General features: G+C 70.6%; 14 protein-coding genes and 2 pseudogenes. 7 read left to right on the forward strand and 9 right to left on the reverse strand.

The features are described from left to right. Positions 1 to 10: 10 nt before the first annotated feature. Together ACIQ8J_RS19715 and ACIQ8J_RS19720 are read right to left on the reverse strand one after the other, a co-directional pair. Positions 11 to 223 (reverse strand): EF-hand domain-containing protein, encoded by a 213-nt coding sequence (locus tag ACIQ8J_RS19715; RefSeq protein ID WP_403272952.1) that lies wholly within the window; start codon positions 221 to 223, stop codon positions 11 to 13. A 55-nt stretch (positions 224 to 278) separates the two neighbouring features. Then, the gene (locus tag ACIQ8J_RS19720; protein WP_403272951.1) at positions 279 to 1,199 is read right to left on the reverse strand and encodes a MerR family transcriptional regulator; all 921 of its coding nucleotides are present in this window, start codon (positions 1,197 to 1,199) and stop codon (positions 279 to 281) included. Between the two features lie 68 nt (positions 1,200 to 1,267). Between ACIQ8J_RS19720 and ACIQ8J_RS19725 the strand changes: the two are divergent. The 3 genes and pseudogenes from ACIQ8J_RS19725 to ACIQ8J_RS19735 all read left to right on the forward strand — a co-directional run bounded on the left by ACIQ8J_RS19725 (position 1,268) and on the right by ACIQ8J_RS19735 (position 3,817). Further along, a pseudogene (locus ACIQ8J_RS19725) lies at positions 1,268 to 1,743 on the forward strand (GNAT family N-acetyltransferase). A 218-nt stretch (positions 1,744 to 1,961) separates the two neighbouring features. Continuing rightward, positions 1,962 to 2,630, forward strand: coding sequence for a tRNA-dependent cyclodipeptide synthase (locus tag ACIQ8J_RS19730; RefSeq protein ID WP_403607899.1), 669 nt, complete (start codon positions 1,962 to 1,964; stop codon positions 2,628 to 2,630). Continuing rightward, entirely contained in the window at positions 2,627 to 3,817 is a 1,191-nt protein-coding gene (locus ACIQ8J_RS19735; protein WP_403272948.1) for a cytochrome P450, read from the forward strand. Before ACIQ8J_RS19730 ends, ACIQ8J_RS19735 begins: the two co-directional genes overlap by 4 nt. Positions 3,818 to 3,880: 63 nt before the next feature. On the opposite strand, the gene ACIQ8J_RS19740 is transcribed toward ACIQ8J_RS19735, so the two are convergent. The 6 genes from ACIQ8J_RS19740 to ACIQ8J_RS19765 all read right to left on the reverse strand — a co-directional run bounded on the left by ACIQ8J_RS19740 (position 3,881) and on the right by ACIQ8J_RS19765 (position 10,682). Continuing rightward, positions 3,881 to 5,062 carry a YncE family protein gene (locus tag ACIQ8J_RS19740; protein WP_403272947.1) on the reverse strand — a complete coding sequence of 394 codons (1,182 nt, stop codon included), beginning with the start codon at positions 5,060 to 5,062 and terminating at the stop codon, positions 3,881 to 3,883. Next, a complete protein-coding gene (locus tag ACIQ8J_RS19745) occupies positions 5,062 to 5,880 on the reverse strand; it encodes a polysaccharide deacetylase family protein (protein WP_403273047.1) in 819 nt (272 codons plus the stop codon). Before ACIQ8J_RS19745 ends, ACIQ8J_RS19740 begins: the two co-directional genes overlap by 1 nt. Positions 5,881 to 6,285: 405 nt before the next feature. Further along, positions 6,286 to 6,789, reverse strand: coding sequence for an ATP-binding protein (locus ACIQ8J_RS19750; RefSeq protein WP_403272946.1), 504 nt, complete (start codon positions 6,787 to 6,789; stop codon positions 6,286 to 6,288). A gap of 286 nt (positions 6,790 to 7,075) precedes the next feature. Then, entirely contained in the window at positions 7,076 to 7,843 is a 768-nt protein-coding gene (locus tag ACIQ8J_RS19755; RefSeq protein ID WP_403272944.1) for an enoyl-CoA hydratase/isomerase family protein, read from the reverse strand. A 120-nt stretch (positions 7,844 to 7,963) separates the two neighbouring features. Next, a complete protein-coding gene (locus ACIQ8J_RS19760) occupies positions 7,964 to 9,208 on the reverse strand; it encodes an Ig-like domain-containing protein (RefSeq protein WP_403272942.1) in 1,245 nt (414 codons plus the stop codon). A 244-nt stretch (positions 9,209 to 9,452) separates the two neighbouring features. Next, positions 9,453 to 10,682 (reverse strand): Ig-like domain-containing protein, encoded by a 1,230-nt coding sequence (locus ACIQ8J_RS19765; RefSeq protein ID WP_403272941.1) that lies wholly within the window; start codon positions 10,680 to 10,682, stop codon positions 9,453 to 9,455. A gap of 144 nt (positions 10,683 to 10,826) precedes the next feature. Here ACIQ8J_RS19765 and glgX point away from each other — a divergent pair, with 144 nt between their 5' ends. Next, a complete protein-coding gene (gene glgX / locus ACIQ8J_RS19770) occupies positions 10,827 to 13,070 on the forward strand; it encodes a glycogen debranching protein GlgX (protein WP_403272939.1) in 2,244 nt (747 codons plus the stop codon). A 211-nt stretch (positions 13,071 to 13,281) separates the two neighbouring features. Beyond that, positions 13,282 to 13,860, forward strand: coding sequence for a methyltransferase family protein (locus tag ACIQ8J_RS19775; RefSeq protein WP_403272937.1), 579 nt, complete (start codon positions 13,282 to 13,284; stop codon positions 13,858 to 13,860). A gap of 24 nt (positions 13,861 to 13,884) precedes the next feature. Here ACIQ8J_RS19775 and ACIQ8J_RS19780 read toward each other — a convergent pair. Next, positions 13,885 to 14,022 (reverse strand): annotated as a pseudogene (locus ACIQ8J_RS19780) (response regulator transcription factor); the annotation flags it as partial. 190 nt (positions 14,023 to 14,212) lie between these two features. Here ACIQ8J_RS19780 and ACIQ8J_RS19785 point away from each other — a divergent pair. Continuing rightward, entirely contained in the window at positions 14,213 to 16,204 is a 1,992-nt protein-coding gene (locus ACIQ8J_RS19785) for an ABC transporter ATP-binding protein (protein WP_403272935.1), read from the forward strand. After that, positions 16,201 to 18,057 (forward strand): ABC transporter ATP-binding protein, encoded by a 1,857-nt coding sequence (locus ACIQ8J_RS19790; protein ID WP_403272933.1) that lies wholly within the window; start codon positions 16,201 to 16,203, stop codon positions 18,055 to 18,057. The genes ACIQ8J_RS19785 and ACIQ8J_RS19790 overlap by 4 nt, the downstream gene beginning before the upstream one ends. Positions 18,058 to 18,102: the final 45 nt, after the last annotated feature.

An 18,102-nucleotide genomic window follows, 5' to 3' on the forward strand; every position in this document is an offset into this window, starting at 1 on the left:
CCGATCGGGGTCACTTGTTCAGCGACGCCCAGAACTCCTCGAAGGAGAGCTTGCCGTCGCCGTTGACGTCCTTGGCCTTGATGATGGCCTGGGCCACCGTCTCGGTGACGTGGAAGTCGCCCAGCTGCGCCATGACCGCCTTGTACTCGCTCGCCGTGACGCGTCCGTCACCGTCGATGTCGAGCTTCGCGAACGCCTTGCGCGCCTCTTCGATGTCCGCCACTGGGTCCACCCCTTTGTTGGTGCTACTGCCTGGTGCTTTTCTGACGCGGGTCAGATTAGCTGCCGACGTGTGCGCGCAGTGCGGCGGCCAGCCATTGGAAAGCGGCGGCCGAGCTGGGCTGCGGCTCGTATCCGTTGACGACGGCGAGCAGCCGGAAGTAGCGCTCGACACGCAGGTCCGGGCCGCCGACCCCGAGCTGTTCGAGGACCGCCGCCCGGTCGGCGTGCGGCCCGAACAGCCGCTCAAGGAAGGCATCCGCCTCCGGGCTCTCGGGCGCGATCGCCTGCTCCTGGGCCTCGCCCACCAGCAGGGCCGCCTTCTTGGCGAAGGCGAGGTAGGCCAGGGGCTCGCGCGCCCGGTCCCTGAAGCCCTCGGATTCGACCTGGGCGATCCGCCGCAGCTGCGCCCTGAAGCCCTCGTCCTCGACCAGCTCCGCCAGCTCGATCCAGGCGTCGACCTGCTGCGGCGCGGGGTCGTCGGGCAGCTCGGGCGAGACGTTGCGCACCCGTTGAAGGAAGTGCGGGTCGGGCTCGATGCCCGCGAAGATCTCGTCGGTGAAGTCCTCGATGATCTGCCTGCGCTCGCGCGCGGAGAGCCGTGCCAGCTTGTTCATGAGTGCCGTCTCCTCGGTGTCGGACTGCCGCTTGGCGATGGTCGACAGAACGGCCCGGCTCAGCCTCAGCGCCCGGATCTGGGCGTCGAGGGCCGCGACATGCGCCGCGGCGACCTCGGCGACCGTGATCTCCCGGGCCAGCACACGCCGTACGTCGTCCAGGCAGAGCCCGAGCTCGCGCAGGGTCCGCACCAGCTCCAGGCGGGCCACCGACTCGGCGTCGTACAGCCGGTAGCCGCCGTGGCTGCGGCCGACGGGCGGCAGGGCGCCGATGTCGGACCAGTAGCGAATGGTGCGCACCGCCAGTCCGGTACGGCGGGCGAGCTGTCCTATGGTGAAGGTTTCCGGGCCGTCGTCGATCATGTTGTTGAGTGTCTGGTTTCCAGTAGGTGGAGACTCAAGGCCTCTCGGCACGAAGAACGGGGAATCGCATGGATGGCACGCTCAGGGACATTCTGGCCGCCGCGGGGCGGGGCCAGTTCCCGCCCCCGGACGGCGGCACGACGATCGTCGGGCAGCCCAGTGCGCGCGACGCGGGCGTCCTGGCCTTCACCGCGCACTCGGTGATCTTCCTGGACGAGGACGAGATGGGGGTCCCCCTGCTCCTCAAGAGCTTGGGTGGGGGTCCCCCTGCTCCTCAAGAGCTTGGGGGAGGGTCTGGGCGGCGGACGGCGGCGTGCTGGTGCTCGGCCGGGGGGTCGCGGGCCGCTGGGAGGCCGCCGTCGAGCTGACCGAGTCCGCGCGCGGCCAGCGGCTCGGCGTCCAACTTGCCCTGGCCGCACGGCACTTGGCGCCCGAGCCGGTACTGTGGGCGCAGCAGTCGCCGGGGAACGCCCGCAGCGTACGGACCTTCCAGGCCGCGGGATTCAGACCGGTCGGCTCGGAAGCGCTGCTCCTCGCGCACTGAGCGGGCGGCCCGCCGGGGTCTGACTGTTAGAAGTACGCGAACGAGGGTTTCCCGCCTCACAAAGAGGAGTTCGCGCCAAATCGGCGCCGCCGCTTTCTCACGCTCAGCCACGGACGGATAACTTCATGCTGTCGCCGCCACACCGGGAGCACAGGGCACCCAGGGACTAGCGGCGCTGGGGCGTTACAGCTGTGACCATCACAACTGAAGCATTCACCGTGCAGCCCTTCACGCGAAGTTGCCACCACATATGGGACGAGGGCGATCACGTCCTCATAGGTGTGAGTCCGGGAAACAGCTATTTCAGCGCCGGCCGCATCACCGACCTCGTCCGCTGGGCTTCGGCACGGTTCACCCGCATCGACATCGTGTACGCCGACCTCCATGTCGCCGAGCTGTTCAGCGCGCTCGGCTACGACCAGGACCACGCGGCACGACGTGCGTCCAAGGAGCTGAAGGCGGTGCGCCGCAGGATTGTGCGCGGCGTCGAGGAGGCGGGGCCGCCAGGGGCGCCGGTCGAGGTGCACGGGCTCTCGGAGTTCGCCGGGAACCCGGTGTACGAGCTGCTGCACCGCCGGGTCCGGCACTTCCTGGCGACCGACCCGGCGTTCCGGGCGGGCTGCGAGGGGATGGCCGGGCACTTCCTCTCCGGCAAGGTCGGCGAACCGGCCGCGAGCGCGGAGCAGCTCGCCGCCTGCCTCGACTACATCGCCGCGGAACTCCCCTTCTTCCTGGACACCCCGGGCATCCTCGGCGTCCCCTCGTCGGTGTCGTGCTACCACGCGCCGATCCCGCTGACCGAGCTGCTCTACGCGAAGGGCGGCGGACTGCGCGCCTCCCGCAATCAGGCGCACGCCGTCGTGCGCCCGGAAGGAATCGCCGCATGAGCGCGGAGCCCGTACTCGACTTCCCGCTCTCGCGGCGCGGTGACGTGCTGCCCGAGGAGTGCGCCTGGCTGCGCGAGAAGGCTCCGGTGGCCCGGGTGCGTACGCTCACCGGCGACGAGGCCTGGCTGGTCAGCAGTCACGCGCTGGCCAAACAGGTGCTGGAGGACGGGCGGTTCAGCCTCAAGGACACCGCGGCCGAGGGGGTCCCGCGCCAGTACGCGCTGACGATCCCGCCCGAGGTCGTCAACAACATGGGCAACATCAACAGCGCGGGGCTGCGCTCCGCCGTGATGAAGTCCCTCAACCCGCGCGCGGACGGTCTCGCCGACTGGCTGCGCGCACGGGCCGGCGAGTTCATCGACGCGCTGCGCGCCGAGGGCCCGCCCGCAGACCTTCGGGCGGGGTTCGCCGACCCCTTCTCGGCGGCGCTGCACTGCAAGGTCGTCGGGGCACCGTTCGAGGACTGGCGCAGACTCATGTCGGGCCTGGACGTGGCCTTCATGACCAGCGCGCACACCTTCGAGGGGGCCGGGCTCAACTGGTACAAGGACCTCGGGTACATGGTGGACCGGCTCAACTCGCCCGAGCTCCCTCCCGACAGTCTGCTCGGCAGGCTCGCCGCGCTGCGTGAGGACCAGGAGTCCGCCCACCTCACCGACGAGATGCTCGCCACCGTCGCGGTCTCGATGTTCGGTGCGGGCGCGGTCTCCACCTCCGCGTTCCTCATCCTCGCGATCCTCGCCCTGCTCCAGCACCCGGAGCTGATCGGCTACCTGCGCGAGCATCCGGAGCGCATGGGCCGGGCCGTCGACGAGCTGCTGCGCTGGAACCTCTCCATCGGCGACGGGCTGCCCCGGATCGCTCTGGAGGACGCCCCCCTGGGTCAAGCGCTGGTCAGAAAGGGAGAGTTGGTGCTCGTCCTGGTGGAGGGCGCCAACTTCGACCCGGAGGTCTTCGCCGATCCCGAGCGCCTCGATCTCGACCGGGAGCACAACCCGCACCTGTCGTTCGGCGCCGGGCAGCACTTCTGCCCGGCCACGGGCCTGGGCCGGCTGCACGCCGAGACGGCGCTCGCGGTCCTGGTGGACCGGCTGCCGGGGCTGCGCCTCGCGGTCCCGGCCGAACAGCTGGTGTGGCGCACGGGCTTCATCAAGCGCCTGCCGGAACGGCTGCCGGTGCTGTGGTGAGCTGACCGGCCGCGCCCGGGACCTGGGTTCCGGGCGCGCGGTGCCGGTCCTGGACACGGGCTCTCAGCGGAAGATGCCGGTGTGGCCGAGCGAGTACCGGCCCGGCTGCGGGTAGACGGCGAGCCCGTGCGGGCCCGAGCCGACGGGGATGCGGGCCAGCTCCTGGCCGGTGGCGGTGTCGATGGCGTACACCTCGGAGTTGTAGCGGCCGGACAGCCAGAGCACCTTGCCGTCGGCGGAGACGCCGCCCATGTCGGGGCTGCCGCCGTCCGGCAGGTGCCACTTCTTCGTCAGCTTGTTCTTCGTGAAGTCGAAGATCGAGATCGAGCCCTCGCCGCGGTTGGAGACGTACATCTCCTTGGAGTCGCGGCTGATGTAGAGGCCGTGGCAGCCCTTGCCAGTGGGCAGCAGGGTGGGCGTGCTGAACTTGTCGCCGTCCAGGACCCACATGCCGTGCGCCATCATGTCGGCGACGTAGAAGGCCTTGCCGTCCGGGGACATCTTCACGTCCTGCGGCATCGCCCCGTCGAACGGGAGCTTCTGCTGGCCGACGACCTCCATCTTCTCCGTGTCGACCTTGAGGAGCTCGCCGGAGAACTCGCAGGAGACGATGAAGTACCGGCCGTCCATGGAGAAGTCGGCGTGGTTGACGCCCGCGCAGCTCACCGGCACGGTCTTGACCCGGTTCATCGTCACCGGGTCACGGAAGACCAGCTCGCGGTCCATGGACGCCATCACGACGGCGTACTTGCCGTTCGGCGTGAAGTAGAGGTTGTACGGGTCCGAGACCTGGACGGTGCGTCCGGTCTTGCCCGTCGCGGGGTCGATGGCGGTGAGCGAGTCGCCCAGGTCGTTGTTGACCCAGAGGGTCTTCATGTCCCAGGAGGGCACGACGTGCTGGGGCTGGTGGCCGACCCGGATGGTCTCGATGACCTTGTACGAGGCCGGGTCGATGACCGACACCGTGTTGGAGTTGGTGTTGGGCACGTACACGCGCGGCAGGAAGTTCTTGACCGCGGGCTGGAGCGCGTTCGGGCGGTCGGCGGCGTAGGCGTCCTGGGGGTCGAGGACGGGCGGCATCCCGGGCAGGCCCTCGGGCACGGTCTTCTTGGCGATCGCGGGCGGAACCGCGGCCTTGGTGCCGAGCGCCTCCTCCTTCTTGTCGGCACCCGATCCGCAGCCGACGAGGGCTGCGAGCAGCACTGCCGAGAGCAGCGCGGTGGTCCTCTTCGTTACGGTCGGCATCAGCTCAGCAGCTCCGTGGTCGTGACCGCGCGCAGTCGGCGGCGATCCAGTTCGGCGAGTAGGGCGGGCAGCGCGGCGACCGTGTCCGCATAGCCGAAGTGCAGGCTCACCACCGATCCGTTGCGGATCTGCCCGGTGACGTTGCGGGTCACGGCCGAGGCGCCGGGCGAGGTGAAGTCGAGGGAGTCGACGTCGTACGACAGGACGTGCGGGTACCCCGCCCGGCGGGCCAGTCTCTGCACGAGCGGCGTCGCCTCCTGGGCGCGGGACGGCCTGAACCAGGTCCCGATCGAGCCGGTGAGCCGGCGCAGCCGGTCCGCGCAGCCGGTGATCTCGGCATACGCCTCCGCCTCGGCCAGCGCGGAGATGTCGACGTGGTGCTGGGTGTGGTTGCCCAGCTCGTGGCCGCCGTCGAGGATCCGGCGGGCCATCGCGGGCTGCTCGTCGAGCCAGCTGCCGACGGCGAGGACGGTGATGCGGGCACCGGCCTTCTCGGCCATGGTGAGCAGAGCCGTGGCGATCTCGGGATCGCCCTGGCCGTGGAAGGTGAGCGCGACCTGCGGGCGGTCCCGGGGTCCGCTGCTGATCTGGACCGGCTGCCCGGGGAAGGAGCGGGGGGCCGGTGCCGGTCGGTGGGTTCCGGGTCGGGCGGGGGCGGTGGCCGCCGCGGAGGCGGACGAGGTGGGCTTCGGGGATTCGGACGGCTGGTCGCCACCCTTGTCGTCCGAACAGCCTGCCGCGAACGCCCCCACGACGGCCGCGCCAGCCCCGGCCCGCAGCGCGCTGCGACGGTCGACCGCACGGGGTGATGGATTCAGCACATGGACATTTAAGTGCGCCAGAGGGCGGAAAATAATGATTGACCCGATTCAGGACCTTTGCGGGTCGCGACCACGCCGAGCTGTACAGACACAGCAGATTCACTGATTCACTCAGTGCCCCCCATACTTATTCACAGTTTAGAAGGTGCGTGGCCTAGCTCACCAACGATTCATAGCTAAACTGTGATGGTTTGGTGGTGTATGCCCCATTGAGGACTTTTGATGATGGGCCGCCCATCTGTCATAGTCGGAGACACGACCCCCATTGACCCGGGCCAGGTCGTCTTCAGTCGCCGTGGATCACACCCCCCCCAGATCCCCGGCGATCCACAGAAGCCCCCGTGGCGCCGCATCCGGCAGCCAGGGGGCTTCTGTGATGTCCGGTACCGGTCGCCCGGACCCTCAGCGGTCGGCGACCCGCATTTCGAACCAGGTGGTCTTGCCGCGCGGCAGCAGGTCCACGCCCCAGCGGTCGGAGAGCTTGTCGACCAGGAACAGGCCGCGGCCGCTGATGTCCAGCTCGTGCACCGGCATCAGACAGGGCAGCCCGCGTGACGGGTCGCGGACCTCGATCCGGATCCAGCCCCGGCGGCGCAGCATGCGCAGACCGAAGACCCGGGCCCCGGTGTGCCGCACCGCGTTGCCGACCAGTTCGGAGACGAGCAGCACCGCGTGCTCGGCGAGCGTCGGCGAGAGCGCCCACTGGCGCAGGACGACGGACTGGGTGATCCGGCGGGCGGTCGCCGCGGACTCCGGACGGGACGGCAGCCGTACCTCTTCGTCCGTCGGATTGCCGAACAACTCCAGTGCCTTCAGCGCCAGTTCGTCGTCGGCGGACGGCATCCACCGGGCCGCGGCCGCCGTGCCGCGCCGCGCCGGTTGTTCCACACCCTCCAGCCCCGCCATGCCACCATCATGGCGGCCCGGCGCGGCCGCCGGGGCCGTTCCGAAGGAATCGAGCCTCCGGAACCTGACGTTCCGGAGGCCCCGTCTGGCATATGACGGGGGCAGCAGAGGCCCCCGCGCACCTGCCCTGACCTGCGGTGACGTGATGCGTTTGCTTGATCACCAAGCGTTCCGAAGAGGATTTCCTTAAGGTGTGCTTAAGGCTGTGCTAATCCCCCCACAGGGTGTACACACCGCCCCCACACGTACACCGCCCGTTGACCCCCGCCGTCCAACTCCGGCGCGGTCAGAGGAACTTGGCCTTGCCCGGACCCTCCTCCACGAAGCTGCGCATGCCCCGCTCGCGGTCCTCGGTCGCGAACAGGCCCGCGAACCAGTTGCGTTCGATGGCGAGCCCGGTGTCGATGTCCGTCTCCAGACCGGCGTCGATCGACTCCTTGGCGGCGCGCAGCGCGATGGCCGGGCCCTGTGCGAGCCGCGCGGCCCAGGCGACGGCCCGCTCGTACACCTCGGCGGCCGGCACCACCTGGTCGACCAGGCCGATGGCGAGCGCCTCGTCGGCCTTCACCTGTCGGCCGGTGAAGATGAGGTCCTTGGCCTTGGACGGGCCCACCAGGCGGGCCAGGCGCTGGGTGCCGCCCGCACCCGGGATGAGGCCGAGCAGGATCTCGGGCTGGCCCAGCTTGGCGTTGTCGCCCGCGATGCGGAAGTCGGCGCAGAGCGCCAACTCGCAGCCGCCGCCCAGCGCGTAGCCGGTGACGGCGGCCACGACGGGCTTGGGGATCTTGGCGACGGCGCTGAAACTGTCCTGCAGCGCCCGGCCGCGCACGACCATCGCCGCGTGGTCCATGGCCTGCATCTCCTTGATGTCCGCGCCCGCCGCGAACAGCTTCTCGCCGCCGTACAGGACCACCGCCCGCACGTCGTCGCGCCGGGCCGCCTCCTCGGCCAGTTCGCGCAGCCGGTCCTGGCTCGCGACGTCGAGGGCGTTCATCGGAGGCCGGTCCAGGCGGATGGTGCCGACGCCTTCGGAAACTTCGAGGTTCACAGTCATAGGAGGCAGGTTAACGGTCACTAACGACAACGGACCCGGTGCGTGGTGGGTTTGAGGGGCTCGCCCCCCAAATTCACAGCCTCGCGGCAGCACCGGGTCCGTCGGGAGTCGCCGGCGGATCTACTTCTTCCACTCCGACCAGGACAGGTTCCAGCCGTTGAGGCCGTTGTCCGGCTGGATGACCTTGTCCTTGGAGTTCTTCACGACGACCACGTCGCCGATCAGCGAGCTGTTGTAGAACCAGGCCGCCGGGGTGGAGGGGTCGCCCGCACCGCGCGCGTCGCGCAGACCGACGCAGCCGTGGCTGGTGTTGGCCGAGCCGAACACCGACGGGTCGCCCCAGTAGTTGCCGTGGATGAAGGTGCCCGAGCTGGACAGGCGCATCGCGTGCGGCACGTCCTTGATGTCGTACTCGCCGCCGAAGCCGACGGTGGCGCCGTTCATCCGGGTCACCTCGTACTTCTCACTGATGACCATCTGCCCGTTGTACGTGGTGTTCGCCGGGGAGCCCGCGCTGATCGGGATGGTCTTCAGGAGCTTGCCGTCGCGCTCCACCTTCATGGTGTGGGAGCCGGCGTCGACGGTGCTGACCTGGGAGCGGCCGATGGTGAAGTGGACCGTGCGGGTCTGCTTGCCGTAGACGCCGGGGCGGCCCTCGACGCCGTCGAGGTTGAACTTGACGGTGACCTTGGTGCCGGGGGCCCAGTAGTTCTCGGGTCGGAAGTCGAGGCGGTCGTTGCCGAACCAGTGGCCCTCGACCGGGACGGCGGGCTCGGCCGTCACGGTGATCGCCTTCTTCACCGCGTCCGGGTTGGTGATGCCGCGGCTGAAGTTGATGGAGACCGGCATGCCGACGCCGACGGTGTCGCCGTCCTCGGGCACGTACTGGCCGATGAAGGTGTTCGTCGGGACGAGCGTGGTGAAGGTGGTGTCCTTGGCGGACTCGCGGCCCTTTGCGTCCTTGGCGACGGCGTGCACCTTGTACTGCGTCGCGGAGGCGAGGTGCTGGTCCGGGGCCCAGGTGAGGCCGTCCGCGGATATCTTCCCGGCGACCGCGTTGCCCTTGCTGTCGGCGACCGCGACGGCGGAGAGCTTGCCCTTCTCGGCGGATATCTTCAGCGCGTCGCTGGTCGCGACGTCCTTGGCGTTGTCCGCCGGCGCGATGGTGACCACGGCCTCGGAGGCCTTGGTGTCCTCGGCGGCACTTCCGGCACCGGACTTGGCCTTGCTGCTGGAGCCGTCGCCCCCGCCGCACGCGGTCACCAGCAGCAGCAACGCCCCGAGTACCAGGGCGAGCAGCGCGGTGCCCTGACGTCCGCGCCGTCCGGCCCCGGCCGGAACCCCCGAAATTGGCTGCCCGTTCAAGACTTTTTCTCCCCTCGCACGGCGTGGCCCCGCCACCGCCCGCACTCATCACCCCCGCGCACGTCCTCGCGCACGCACGGCGCTAGATAATCACACCGGAAAGGCTCCGACCGCCCCGCCAATGTCACCGTTCAGTCCCAACTTGTCCTGGAACTCTCAGGTGAAACACAGGAACCGTTCCCGGTTGGTTAACCGGGAACGGTCATGGGCCATGCGTTCGAGGGATGCCGGGGAATCGGGGTGTTCAGGAGATCGCCGAACCCGCCCTCCACTTGTCCCAGTCGAGGTTCCAGCCACCGAGGCCGTTGTCGGGAGAGACCTCCCGCTCACGGGAGTTGACAACCTGCACCACGTCCCCGATGAGGGTGCGGTCGAAGAACCAGCCCGCCGGAGTGTCCGAGCTGCCGCCCTTCACATCGCGCAGACCGACGCACCCGTGACTGGTGTTGATGTTGCCGAACGTGTTCGACGGGGCCCAGTAGTTGCCGTGCAGGAAGGTCCCGGAGCCGGTCAGCCGGATGGCGTGCGGAACATCCGGAATGTCGTACTCGCCGCCGAAGCCGACGGTCCGGCTGTTCATCCGGGTCACGTCGTACATGTCGGTGACGACCATCTTCCCGTTGTACGTCATGTTCTTCGGCGACCCCGCGGAGATCGGCAGCGTGGACACCAGCTCGCCGCCGCGCCGCACCTCCATGGTGTGCGCCTCGGCGTCCACGAGGGACTCCTGTGCGCGCCCGATGGTGAAGCCGATCGTCTTGTCCTGGATGCCGTACACCCCGGGCGCGGCCACCACGTCGCGCAGGCGCATGTCGACGGTGACCCGGGTGCCGGGCTTCCAGTACTCGCGCGGCCGGAAGTCGATCCGGTCCTGACCGAACCAGTGCCCCTTCACCTCCACCGGAGGCTGGGCGGTGATCCTGATGGCGCGCTCGACGGCCGCCCGGTCCTTGATCGCCTGGTTGAAGCTGAAGGAAACGATCATGCCGACGCCCACCGTGGAGCGGTTCTCCGGCTTGAAGTAGCCGATGAAACGGTGTTCGGGCACATAGGTGGTGAAGCTGGTGTGGCGGGCCTGACGGTGGCCGTGGCCGTCGAGCGCCACCGTGTCCACCGTGTACCGCGCGGCCAGTTGGAGCGCACGGCCGGTCGGCGCCCAGGTCAGCCCGTCCGCGGAGATCTTCCCCTGCACCTCCTCGGGCTGCGCGTCCTCCGTCTTCATCACCTTGACCCGCTCCAGGCGCCCGCTGGGCACCCGCACCTCCACCTTCCCGTCCGCCTTGACTCCCTTGGCCCCGTCGTCCGGGGTCACCAGAATGGCCTCCTGCGGCGTCAACGGCTTGCCCCCGATGTCGCCGAGGTCCAGGGTGCCGCCCGAGCACCCGGTAAGGCCGGTCACCAGGACCGCCGTCAGTCCTGCCCATGCCAGGGCGGCGGCCGCGCCCGCCCCTGCCCGCTTCAGTACGTCTCTCACGACCGACCCAACGACCGCCCCCCGCCGGGGGAAACGTGAGTACGAGGGCTGTTGCGGGCAGAACAGGTGCAGGGACACGCCTGGGGAGCCGCGGCCGGGACGCCGCGCGTTCCCGTAGGGCGCCGAGCCGCGGGAGGCCGTCAGGTGTCGAGCCCAGCCGAGCAGGAGGCAGTGCGGGGTGCCGCGAGGGGCGCGCCCGCCTCGGAAGGGCACGGCCACCGGGGTGAACCGGGGGCCCTGCGCCCCCCTGTCTGGCCGGGCGCGCCGACCCCGTTGGGGGCGCGCTTCCGGGTCGGCCCGGACGGCGTCGCGGGCACCAACTTCGCACTGTGGGCGGGCGGCGCCGAAGCGGTCGAGCTGTGCCTCTTCGATGCGGCGGGCGGCGAAACCCGGCTCGCCCTCACCGAGTTGACCCATGAGATCTGGCACGGCTTCGTCCCCGGCGTACACCCCGGTCAGCGGTACGGATTCCGGGTGCACGGCCGCTGGGACCCGTGGACCGGGGCCCGCTGGAACCCGGCGAAGCTCCTCCTCGACCCGTACGCACGGGCCGTGGACGGCGACTTCGCGCTGCCGCCCGAGGTGTACGGACACGTCCGCGACTGGCCGCAGCAGCAGGTCGCCGACACCGTCCGCGACGACCGCGACTCGGCGCCGCACGTCCCCAAGGGCGTCGTCGTGCAGGACGACGACGACTGGGCGGACGACCACCGCCCCAAGACCCCCTGGTCCGACTCGGTCATCTACGAGCTGCACGTACGCGGCTTCACCCGGCTCCACCCGGAGATCCCCGAGCCGCTGCGCGGCACCTACGCCGGCCTCGCGCATCCGGCGGCGCTGGAGCATCTGGTGCGCCTGGGAGTGACGGCGGTCGAGCTGCTCCCGGTGCACCAGTTCGCGCACGAGGACCATCTGCTGCGCCGCGGGCTCCGAAACTACTGGGGGTACAACTCGATCGGGTACTTCGCGCCGCACGCCGCCTACTCGGCGTCCGGAACCTCCGGGCAGCAGGTCGGCGAGTTCAAGCGGATGGTGCGGGCCCTGCACGGGGCCGGTATCGAGGTCATCCTCGACGTCGTCTACAACCACACGGCCGAGGCGGGCGAGTTGGGGCCGACGCTGTCGCTGCGCGGGATCGACAACCGCGGCTACTACCGCCTGCCCTCCGACGCGCGCCGGTACGCCGACTACACGGGCTGCGGCAACACCCTCCATGTGGTCCAGCCCCATGTGCTGCGGCTCATCACGGATTCGCTGCGCTACTGGGTGACCGAGATGGGGGTGGACGGCTTCCGCTTCGACCTGGCGGCGGCGCTCGCCCGCTCCATGCACGACGTCGACATGCTGTCCCCCTTCCTCGCCGTTATCGCCCAGGACCCGGTGCTGCGGCGGGTGAAACTGATCGCCGAACCGTGGGACGTGGGCAACGGCGGCTACCAGGTGGGCTCCTTCCCGCCGCTGTGGACCGAGTGGAACGACCGCTACCGGGACGCCGTGCGGGACTTCTGGCGGGGCGCGCTGCCGGACGTGCGCGACCTCGGCTACCGGCTCTCCGGGTCGAGCGACCTGTACGCCTGGGGCGGCCGGCGGCCGTACGCGTCCATCAACTTCGTCACCGCGCACGACGGTTTCACGCTGCGGGACCTGGTGTCGTACGAGCGCAAGCACAACGAGGCGAACGGGGAGGGCAACCGGGACGGCACCCACGACAACCGGTCGTGGAACTGCGGGGTGGAGGGCGAGACCGACGACCCCCGGGTCAACGCGCTGCGGCGCAGGCAACTGCGGAACCTGCTCACCACCCTGCTGGTGTCGACGGGCGTGCCGATGCTGGTCGCGGGCGACGAGATGGGCCGCACCCAGGGCGGCAACAACAACGCGTACTGCCAGGACGGGGAGGTGAGCTGGGTCGACTGGTCGCTCCTGGAGAAGCCGGGGCCGCGCGGGCTGCTCGAACTGGCCACCCGGCTCGTCCAGTTGAGGCACCGCCATCCGGTGCTGCGCCGCCGGGCCTTCTTCTCCGGGCGCCCGCAGGCCGCGGACGGGCTGCGGGACCTGGCCTGGTTCACCGCGCGGGGCAAGGAGATGACCGAGCAGGACTGGTACGCGCCCGCCTCGACGCTGGGCCTGTACCTGTCCGGCCGCGACATCCCGGGGCGCGACGCGCGGGGCGCCCCGGTGACCGACGACAGCTTCCTGATCCTGCTGCACTCGGCGGACCGCCCGGCGAGCTGTGTGCTGCCGGGGCCGCCGTGGGCCGAGTCGTACGAGGTGGTCGTGGACACCTCGGAGGAGGAGCAGGGCGCCCCGCCGGGCCGGGCCCACCGGGGCGGCGAGACGGTGACGATGCCGGCCCGCGCGGTGCTGGTGCTGAGGGTGGCCGGGTAGGGCCGGGCTCTGCGCAGGTGGGGGGTGGGTGGAGGCAGGGTGGAGGCGGAGGTGCGGAAATGTCCACCCTGCGCTCCACCCACCGGCCGATCCGCTCCACCCGCCCTCCCTGCGACCGTTGATCGTGCCGGAGCCATCGGCGATCGGCGATCGGACCCCGGGCCTCGCGCTCGGGGTCACGGGCTTCGGTGACGGAAGGGAGTGGTGCGGCATGAGCGGCGACATCGATCTGGCGATCAGGGTCACCCTGTACGCCTGGCTCGCCTGTGAACTCGTCCTGCAGGCACGCCAGTTGCTGAGCAGCGCGCCGACCGAGCGCACCGAGTGGCGCAGCCTGCTGCTCTTCGTCGTGATGACGAGCGCGGTCTCCTGGGCGGTCCACCCGGTCGCCCGCGCCACCCCCGCGCTCGACTATTCGACGGCCTCGGCCGCCGCCCGCCTGGCCGTGCTGCTCTTCGCCTGGGCCGGGATAGGCCTGCGGCTGTGGGCGATCGTCACCCTGGGCCGTTTCTTCCGCGGCACGGTCCATGTCCAGCAGGACCACCAGGTCGTGCGGTCGGGGCCCTACCGCTGGGTGCGCCATCCCGCGTACAGCGGCATCCTGCTGGCGGGACTCGCGCTCGGGGTGACCCTCGACAACGCGGCGGCGCTCCTCGTCCTCCTGGCGGGCGGCGCGCTGGCCCTCGGCTACCGCATCCATGTGGAGGAGAAGCTCCTCTCCCAGGCGCTCGGCGCCGCCTACACCCAGTACGCGGCCGTCACCCGCAGGCTGATACCCGGGGTCTGGTGAGGGCGGGGCGGCGGGCGGCGGCCGGCCGAGGATCTTCCGGTCGTACGCCACCGCCACCGCCGCGGCACGGTCCTTGACGCCCGACTTGCCGTAGATGTGCGTCAGATGGGTCTTCGCCGTGGCCTCGCCGATGAACAGGGCGCGGGCGATCTCCCGGTTCCCGGCGGCGGTCCGCCACATCGCCCATCGCGCTCGACCCCGGATCAACCGACCGGGATCAACCGACCGGTTGATGGGGCGGTACGACCTCCCGGTTCCCGGGTCTCTCGCCTGGTCCTAGGACCAGCGGACCAGTGGGCCCCGGCCGAAACTCGGTGGGCACTGTCAGTGCCCCTCCGTAGGCTCGGCTCTGATGTCCAAGACCCGTGCAGCTACCCAAGACCAGTCGGCCACACGCTCGCTCCTGAGACTCTGGCCGTACGTACGCCCGGTGCGAACTCACCTTTTCAGCGCGGCATTTGTGGCAATCGTCGCGTCATGCCTCGGCCTGGTGATCCCACTCGTACTGAAATGGATCGTCGACGGGCCGGTCGCCGACCACGACCCCGGCGGGGTGTGGCTCGGCGCGCTGTATCTGCTGCTGCTCGGGGTCGCGGAGGCGGTGCTCTTCGGCTTCCGGCGCTGGCTGGTGGCGCGGCCGCTCGCGGCGGTCGAGGCGGCCATGCGGGCGGACCTGTACCGGCATGTGCAGCGGCTGCCCGTCTCCTTCCACGACCGCTGGGCCTCGGGCCAGCTCCTGTCGCGCGGCACCACGGATCTGATGCTGCTGCGGATGTTCCTGTCGTTCCCGCTGACCTTCCTCCTCGTCAACAGCGTCACGATCCTCGCCGGGTTCGCGATCCTGCTCTCGCAGCAGTGGAGCCTCGGGCTCGTGCTGCTCCTACCCGTGATCCCGCTGGTGGTCCTCTGCTCGGTCTTCGAGCCCCGGTACTCACTCGTCGCCCGGCGCGCGCAGGACCAGGTGGGCGATCTGACGACGGTGGTCGAGGAGAGCGTGCTCGGCATCCGGATCATCAAGGGGTTCGGGCAGCACCGCAGCCAGGCACTCGCCTTCCGCGAACTCTCCCAGCGGCTGCGCGGCACCGAGCTCGCCAAGGCGCGGCTGCTCGCCGGGCTGTGGGGCCTGATCACCACGTTCCCCGAACTCGCCATCGGCGCGGCGCTGGTGCTCGGCACGGTGCAGGTGGCCGACGGGGAGCTGTCGGCCGGGACGCTGGTGGCGTTCCTGTCGACGGCGCTGGCGCTGCGGTGGCCGGTGGAGTCGATCGGGTTCCTGCTGGCGATGAGTCAGGAGTCGGCTACGGCGACGGCGCGGTTCTTTGAGGTCATGGATGCGGCTGAGGAGGAAGGGGAGCGGGGTGTCTCCTCCCACGCCCTGGGGGGTGTGCCGCCGTCTTCGTCCGCGGACCGTGCACCGGGGGCTCTGCCCCCGGACCCCCGCTCCTCAAACGCCGGAGAGGCTGATTTTTCGCTGACCGGAGCGGAAGGAGCTGAGCTTTCGCCGGCCGCCGCCGGAAAGGCTGGGCGTCCGGCAATCGCCGGAGGGGATGACTCTTCGCTGACCGGGGCCCGAGAGGCTGGCTCTTCGCCGGACGGGATTCGGTTTGAAGGGGTGTTGTTCCGGTACCCCGATGCCGAACCCGCGTCCTCACCCGTACTCGCCCGGATCGATCTGCACATACGGGCCGGCGAGACCATGGCGTTGGTCGGCGGGACCGGGGCGGGGAAGACCACGCTCACCGCGCTCGTGCCGCGGTTGTACGAGGTCGGCGGGGGGCGGATCACGCTCGACGGGGAGGACATCGCCCGCATGTCGCGGGAGCGGCTGCGCGGTCTGGTGGCCGTGGCCTTCGAGGAGCCCACGCTGTTCTCGGCCTCCGTCGGGGAGAACGTCCGGATGGGCGGCGGGAGTTCGGGGGATCTGGGGCGGGCGCTGGACATCGCGCAGGCCGGCTTCGTGCACCGGCTTCCGCAGGGGGTGGACACGCAGGTCGGTGAGCAGGGGCTGAGTCTGTCCGGCGGGCAGCGGCAGCGGCTCGCGCTGGCTCGGGCGGTGATGGGGCGGCCGAGGTTCCTGATCCTGGACGACCCCCTGTCGGCACTGGACGTCCACACCGAGGCGCTGGTGGAGGCCGCGCTGCGGAGGGTGCTTCAGGACACCACCGCGCTGGTCGTCGCGCACCGCCCGTCGACGGTGATGCTCGCCGACCGGGTGGCGCTGCTGTCCGGCGGCCGGATCGCGGCGGTCGGCACGCATCAGGAACTGCTGCGCGGCAATGCCGAATACGCCTGGCTGATGTCGGGCGCCGATGAACTCGGCGACGAGGAAGGGGAGGGGCGATGACCGCGACGGTCGGGCAGGAGACCGCCACCGGGGACGAGGAACCGGCGGAGCCCGCCGGTCACGTCGACGCGTTCGACAGGGACGAGCTGCCCGCGCCCGCCGGGTCGACCGGGGCGCTGCTGCGGTCCCTGCTGCATCCGCTGCGCCGTCAGGTGGTGCTTGCCGCGCTGCTGCTCGTGGTGCAGCAGGCCGCGGTGCAGGCGGGACCGCTGCTCGTCGCGTACGCCATCGACCGGGGCGTGCCCGCGTTCCGGGCGCACGACTACGGTCCGCTGGTGGCCGTCGGGGCCGGGTATCTGGGGTGCGCGCTGGCCTCCGGGTTCTTCCAGTACGCGTTCGTCCGGACCTCGGCGCGGGTCAACCAGGACGTGCTGCTCGATCTGCGCGGGCGGATCTTCCGGCACGCGCAGGCGCTGAGCGTGGACTTCCACGAGCGGTACACCTCGGGGCGGCTGATCTCGCGCTCCACCACGGACGTCGAGTCGCTGCGCGAGCTGCTCAGCGAGGGGCTCCAGGAGCTCATCGGGGTGGTGCTCTCCTCGGTCTACATCTGCGCGATGCTGCTGTGGCTGGACTGGGGCATCGGCGCGCTCGCGATCGCGTCCTACCTCCCGCTGCACTTCCTGATCCGGCTCTACCAGCGCCGGGCCGGGGCCGTGTACGGCGCCCGGTCCACCGCCATCGCCGCGGTGATCGTCAAGTTCGCGGAGACGCTGAACGGGATCCGGCCGGTGCAGGCGTTCCGGCGCGAGGGCGCCAATGACGCCGAGTTCAGGGAGCTCAACCGGCGGCACGAGCGGAGCAACGGCGACGCGCTCCTGGAGATGGCGCGCTATGTGGCCGGCTCCCGGTTCGTCGCCAACACGGCGGTCGCCGCGATGGTGCTGTGGGGTGCGACGCGGGTCGCCGACGGCGGCCTGGCGCTGGGTGTGCTGGCCGCGGCGGTGCTGTATCTGCGCCGCCTGTACGACCCGATCGACCGCCTCGGCATGTTCCTCAACTCCTACCAGTCGGCGGCCGCCTCCCTGGTGAAGGTCGCCGGGCTGCTCGCCCAGGTCCCGTCCGTACCCGAAGCGGCACACCCCGTTGTGCTGCCGGAGACGGCCCGTGAACTGCCGGGCCGCCGCGTCGACTTCGAGCAGGTCAGCTTCGGCTACCGGACCGGCGGCGAGGTGCTCCCCCACTTCGACCTGACCATCGAGGCGGGCCAGACCGTCGCCGTGGTCGGCGCGACGGGCGCCGGCAAGTCCACCCTCGCCAAGCTCCTGGCCCGTTTCTACGACCCCGCGGAAGGCCGCGTCCTGCTGGACGGTACGGATCTGCGCGAGCTGTCCGTACGGGATCTGCGGCGGGGGGTCGTCATGGTCACCCAGGAGGCGTTCCTGTTCTCCGGCACGGTCGCCGAGAACATCGCGATCGGCCGCCCCGACGCCACCCGGGAGGACATCGAGCGGGCCGCGAAGGCGATCGGCGCGCACGACTTCATCGCGGGTCTGCCGGACGGCTACGACACGGACGTGCGCAAGCGGGGCGGCCGCATCTCGGCGGGCCAGCGCCAACTGGTCGCCTTCGCACGGGCGTTGCTGGCCGACCCGGCCGTCCTGATCCTCGACGAGGCGACCAGCTCGCTCGACATCCCGGGCGAGCGGGCGGTGCAGCGCGCCATGCGCACGGTCCTCAACGGCCGTACCGCGATGGTGATCGCGCACCGCCTGTCCACGGTGGAGGTCGCGGACCGGGTCCTGGTGATGGAGCGGGGCCGCATCGTCGAGGACGGCTCCCCCGCCGACCTGATCGCGGGCACCGGCCGCTTCGCCGACCTGCACCGAGCCTGGCGGGACAGCCTGGCGTGAGCCCCAGGGGGTGTCCGGTGGGTCATGCGCGCCTTTCCCGGACTC

Origin of the sequence: Streptomyces sp. NPDC094147 (assembly GCF_044764265.1) — a bacterium.
In the GTDB taxonomy this organism is placed as follows: Bacteria; Actinomycetota; Actinomycetes; order Streptomycetales; family Streptomycetaceae; genus Streptomyces.

Excerpts from the sequence above, each read along its gene's own strand:
- ACIQ8J_RS19720 (WP_403272951.1), bottom strand. The coding sequence starts at position 1,199 with ATGATCGACGACGGCCCGGAAACCTTCACCATAGGACAGCTCGCCCGC.
- ACIQ8J_RS19735 (WP_403272948.1), top strand. The coding sequence starts at position 2,627 with ATGAGCGCGGAGCCCGTACTCGACTTCCCGCTCTCGCGGCGCGGTGAC.
- ACIQ8J_RS19740 (WP_403272947.1), bottom strand. The coding sequence starts at position 5,062 with ATGCCGACCGTAACGAAGAGGACCACCGCGCTGCTCTCGGCAGTGCTG.
- ACIQ8J_RS19750 (WP_403272946.1), bottom strand. The coding sequence starts at position 6,789 with ATGGCGGGGCTGGAGGGTGTGGAACAACCGGCGCGGCGCGGCACGGCG.
- ACIQ8J_RS19755 (WP_403272944.1), bottom strand. The coding sequence starts at position 7,843 with ATGACTGTGAACCTCGAAGTTTCCGAAGGCGTCGGCACCATCCGCCTG.
- ACIQ8J_RS19775 (WP_403272937.1), top strand. The coding sequence starts at position 13,282 with ATGAGCGGCGACATCGATCTGGCGATCAGGGTCACCCTGTACGCCTGG.
- ACIQ8J_RS19785 (WP_403272935.1), top strand. The coding sequence starts at position 14,213 with ATGTCCAAGACCCGTGCAGCTACCCAAGACCAGTCGGCCACACGCTCG.
- ACIQ8J_RS19790 (WP_403272933.1), top strand. The coding sequence starts at position 16,201 with ATGACCGCGACGGTCGGGCAGGAGACCGCCACCGGGGACGAGGAACCG.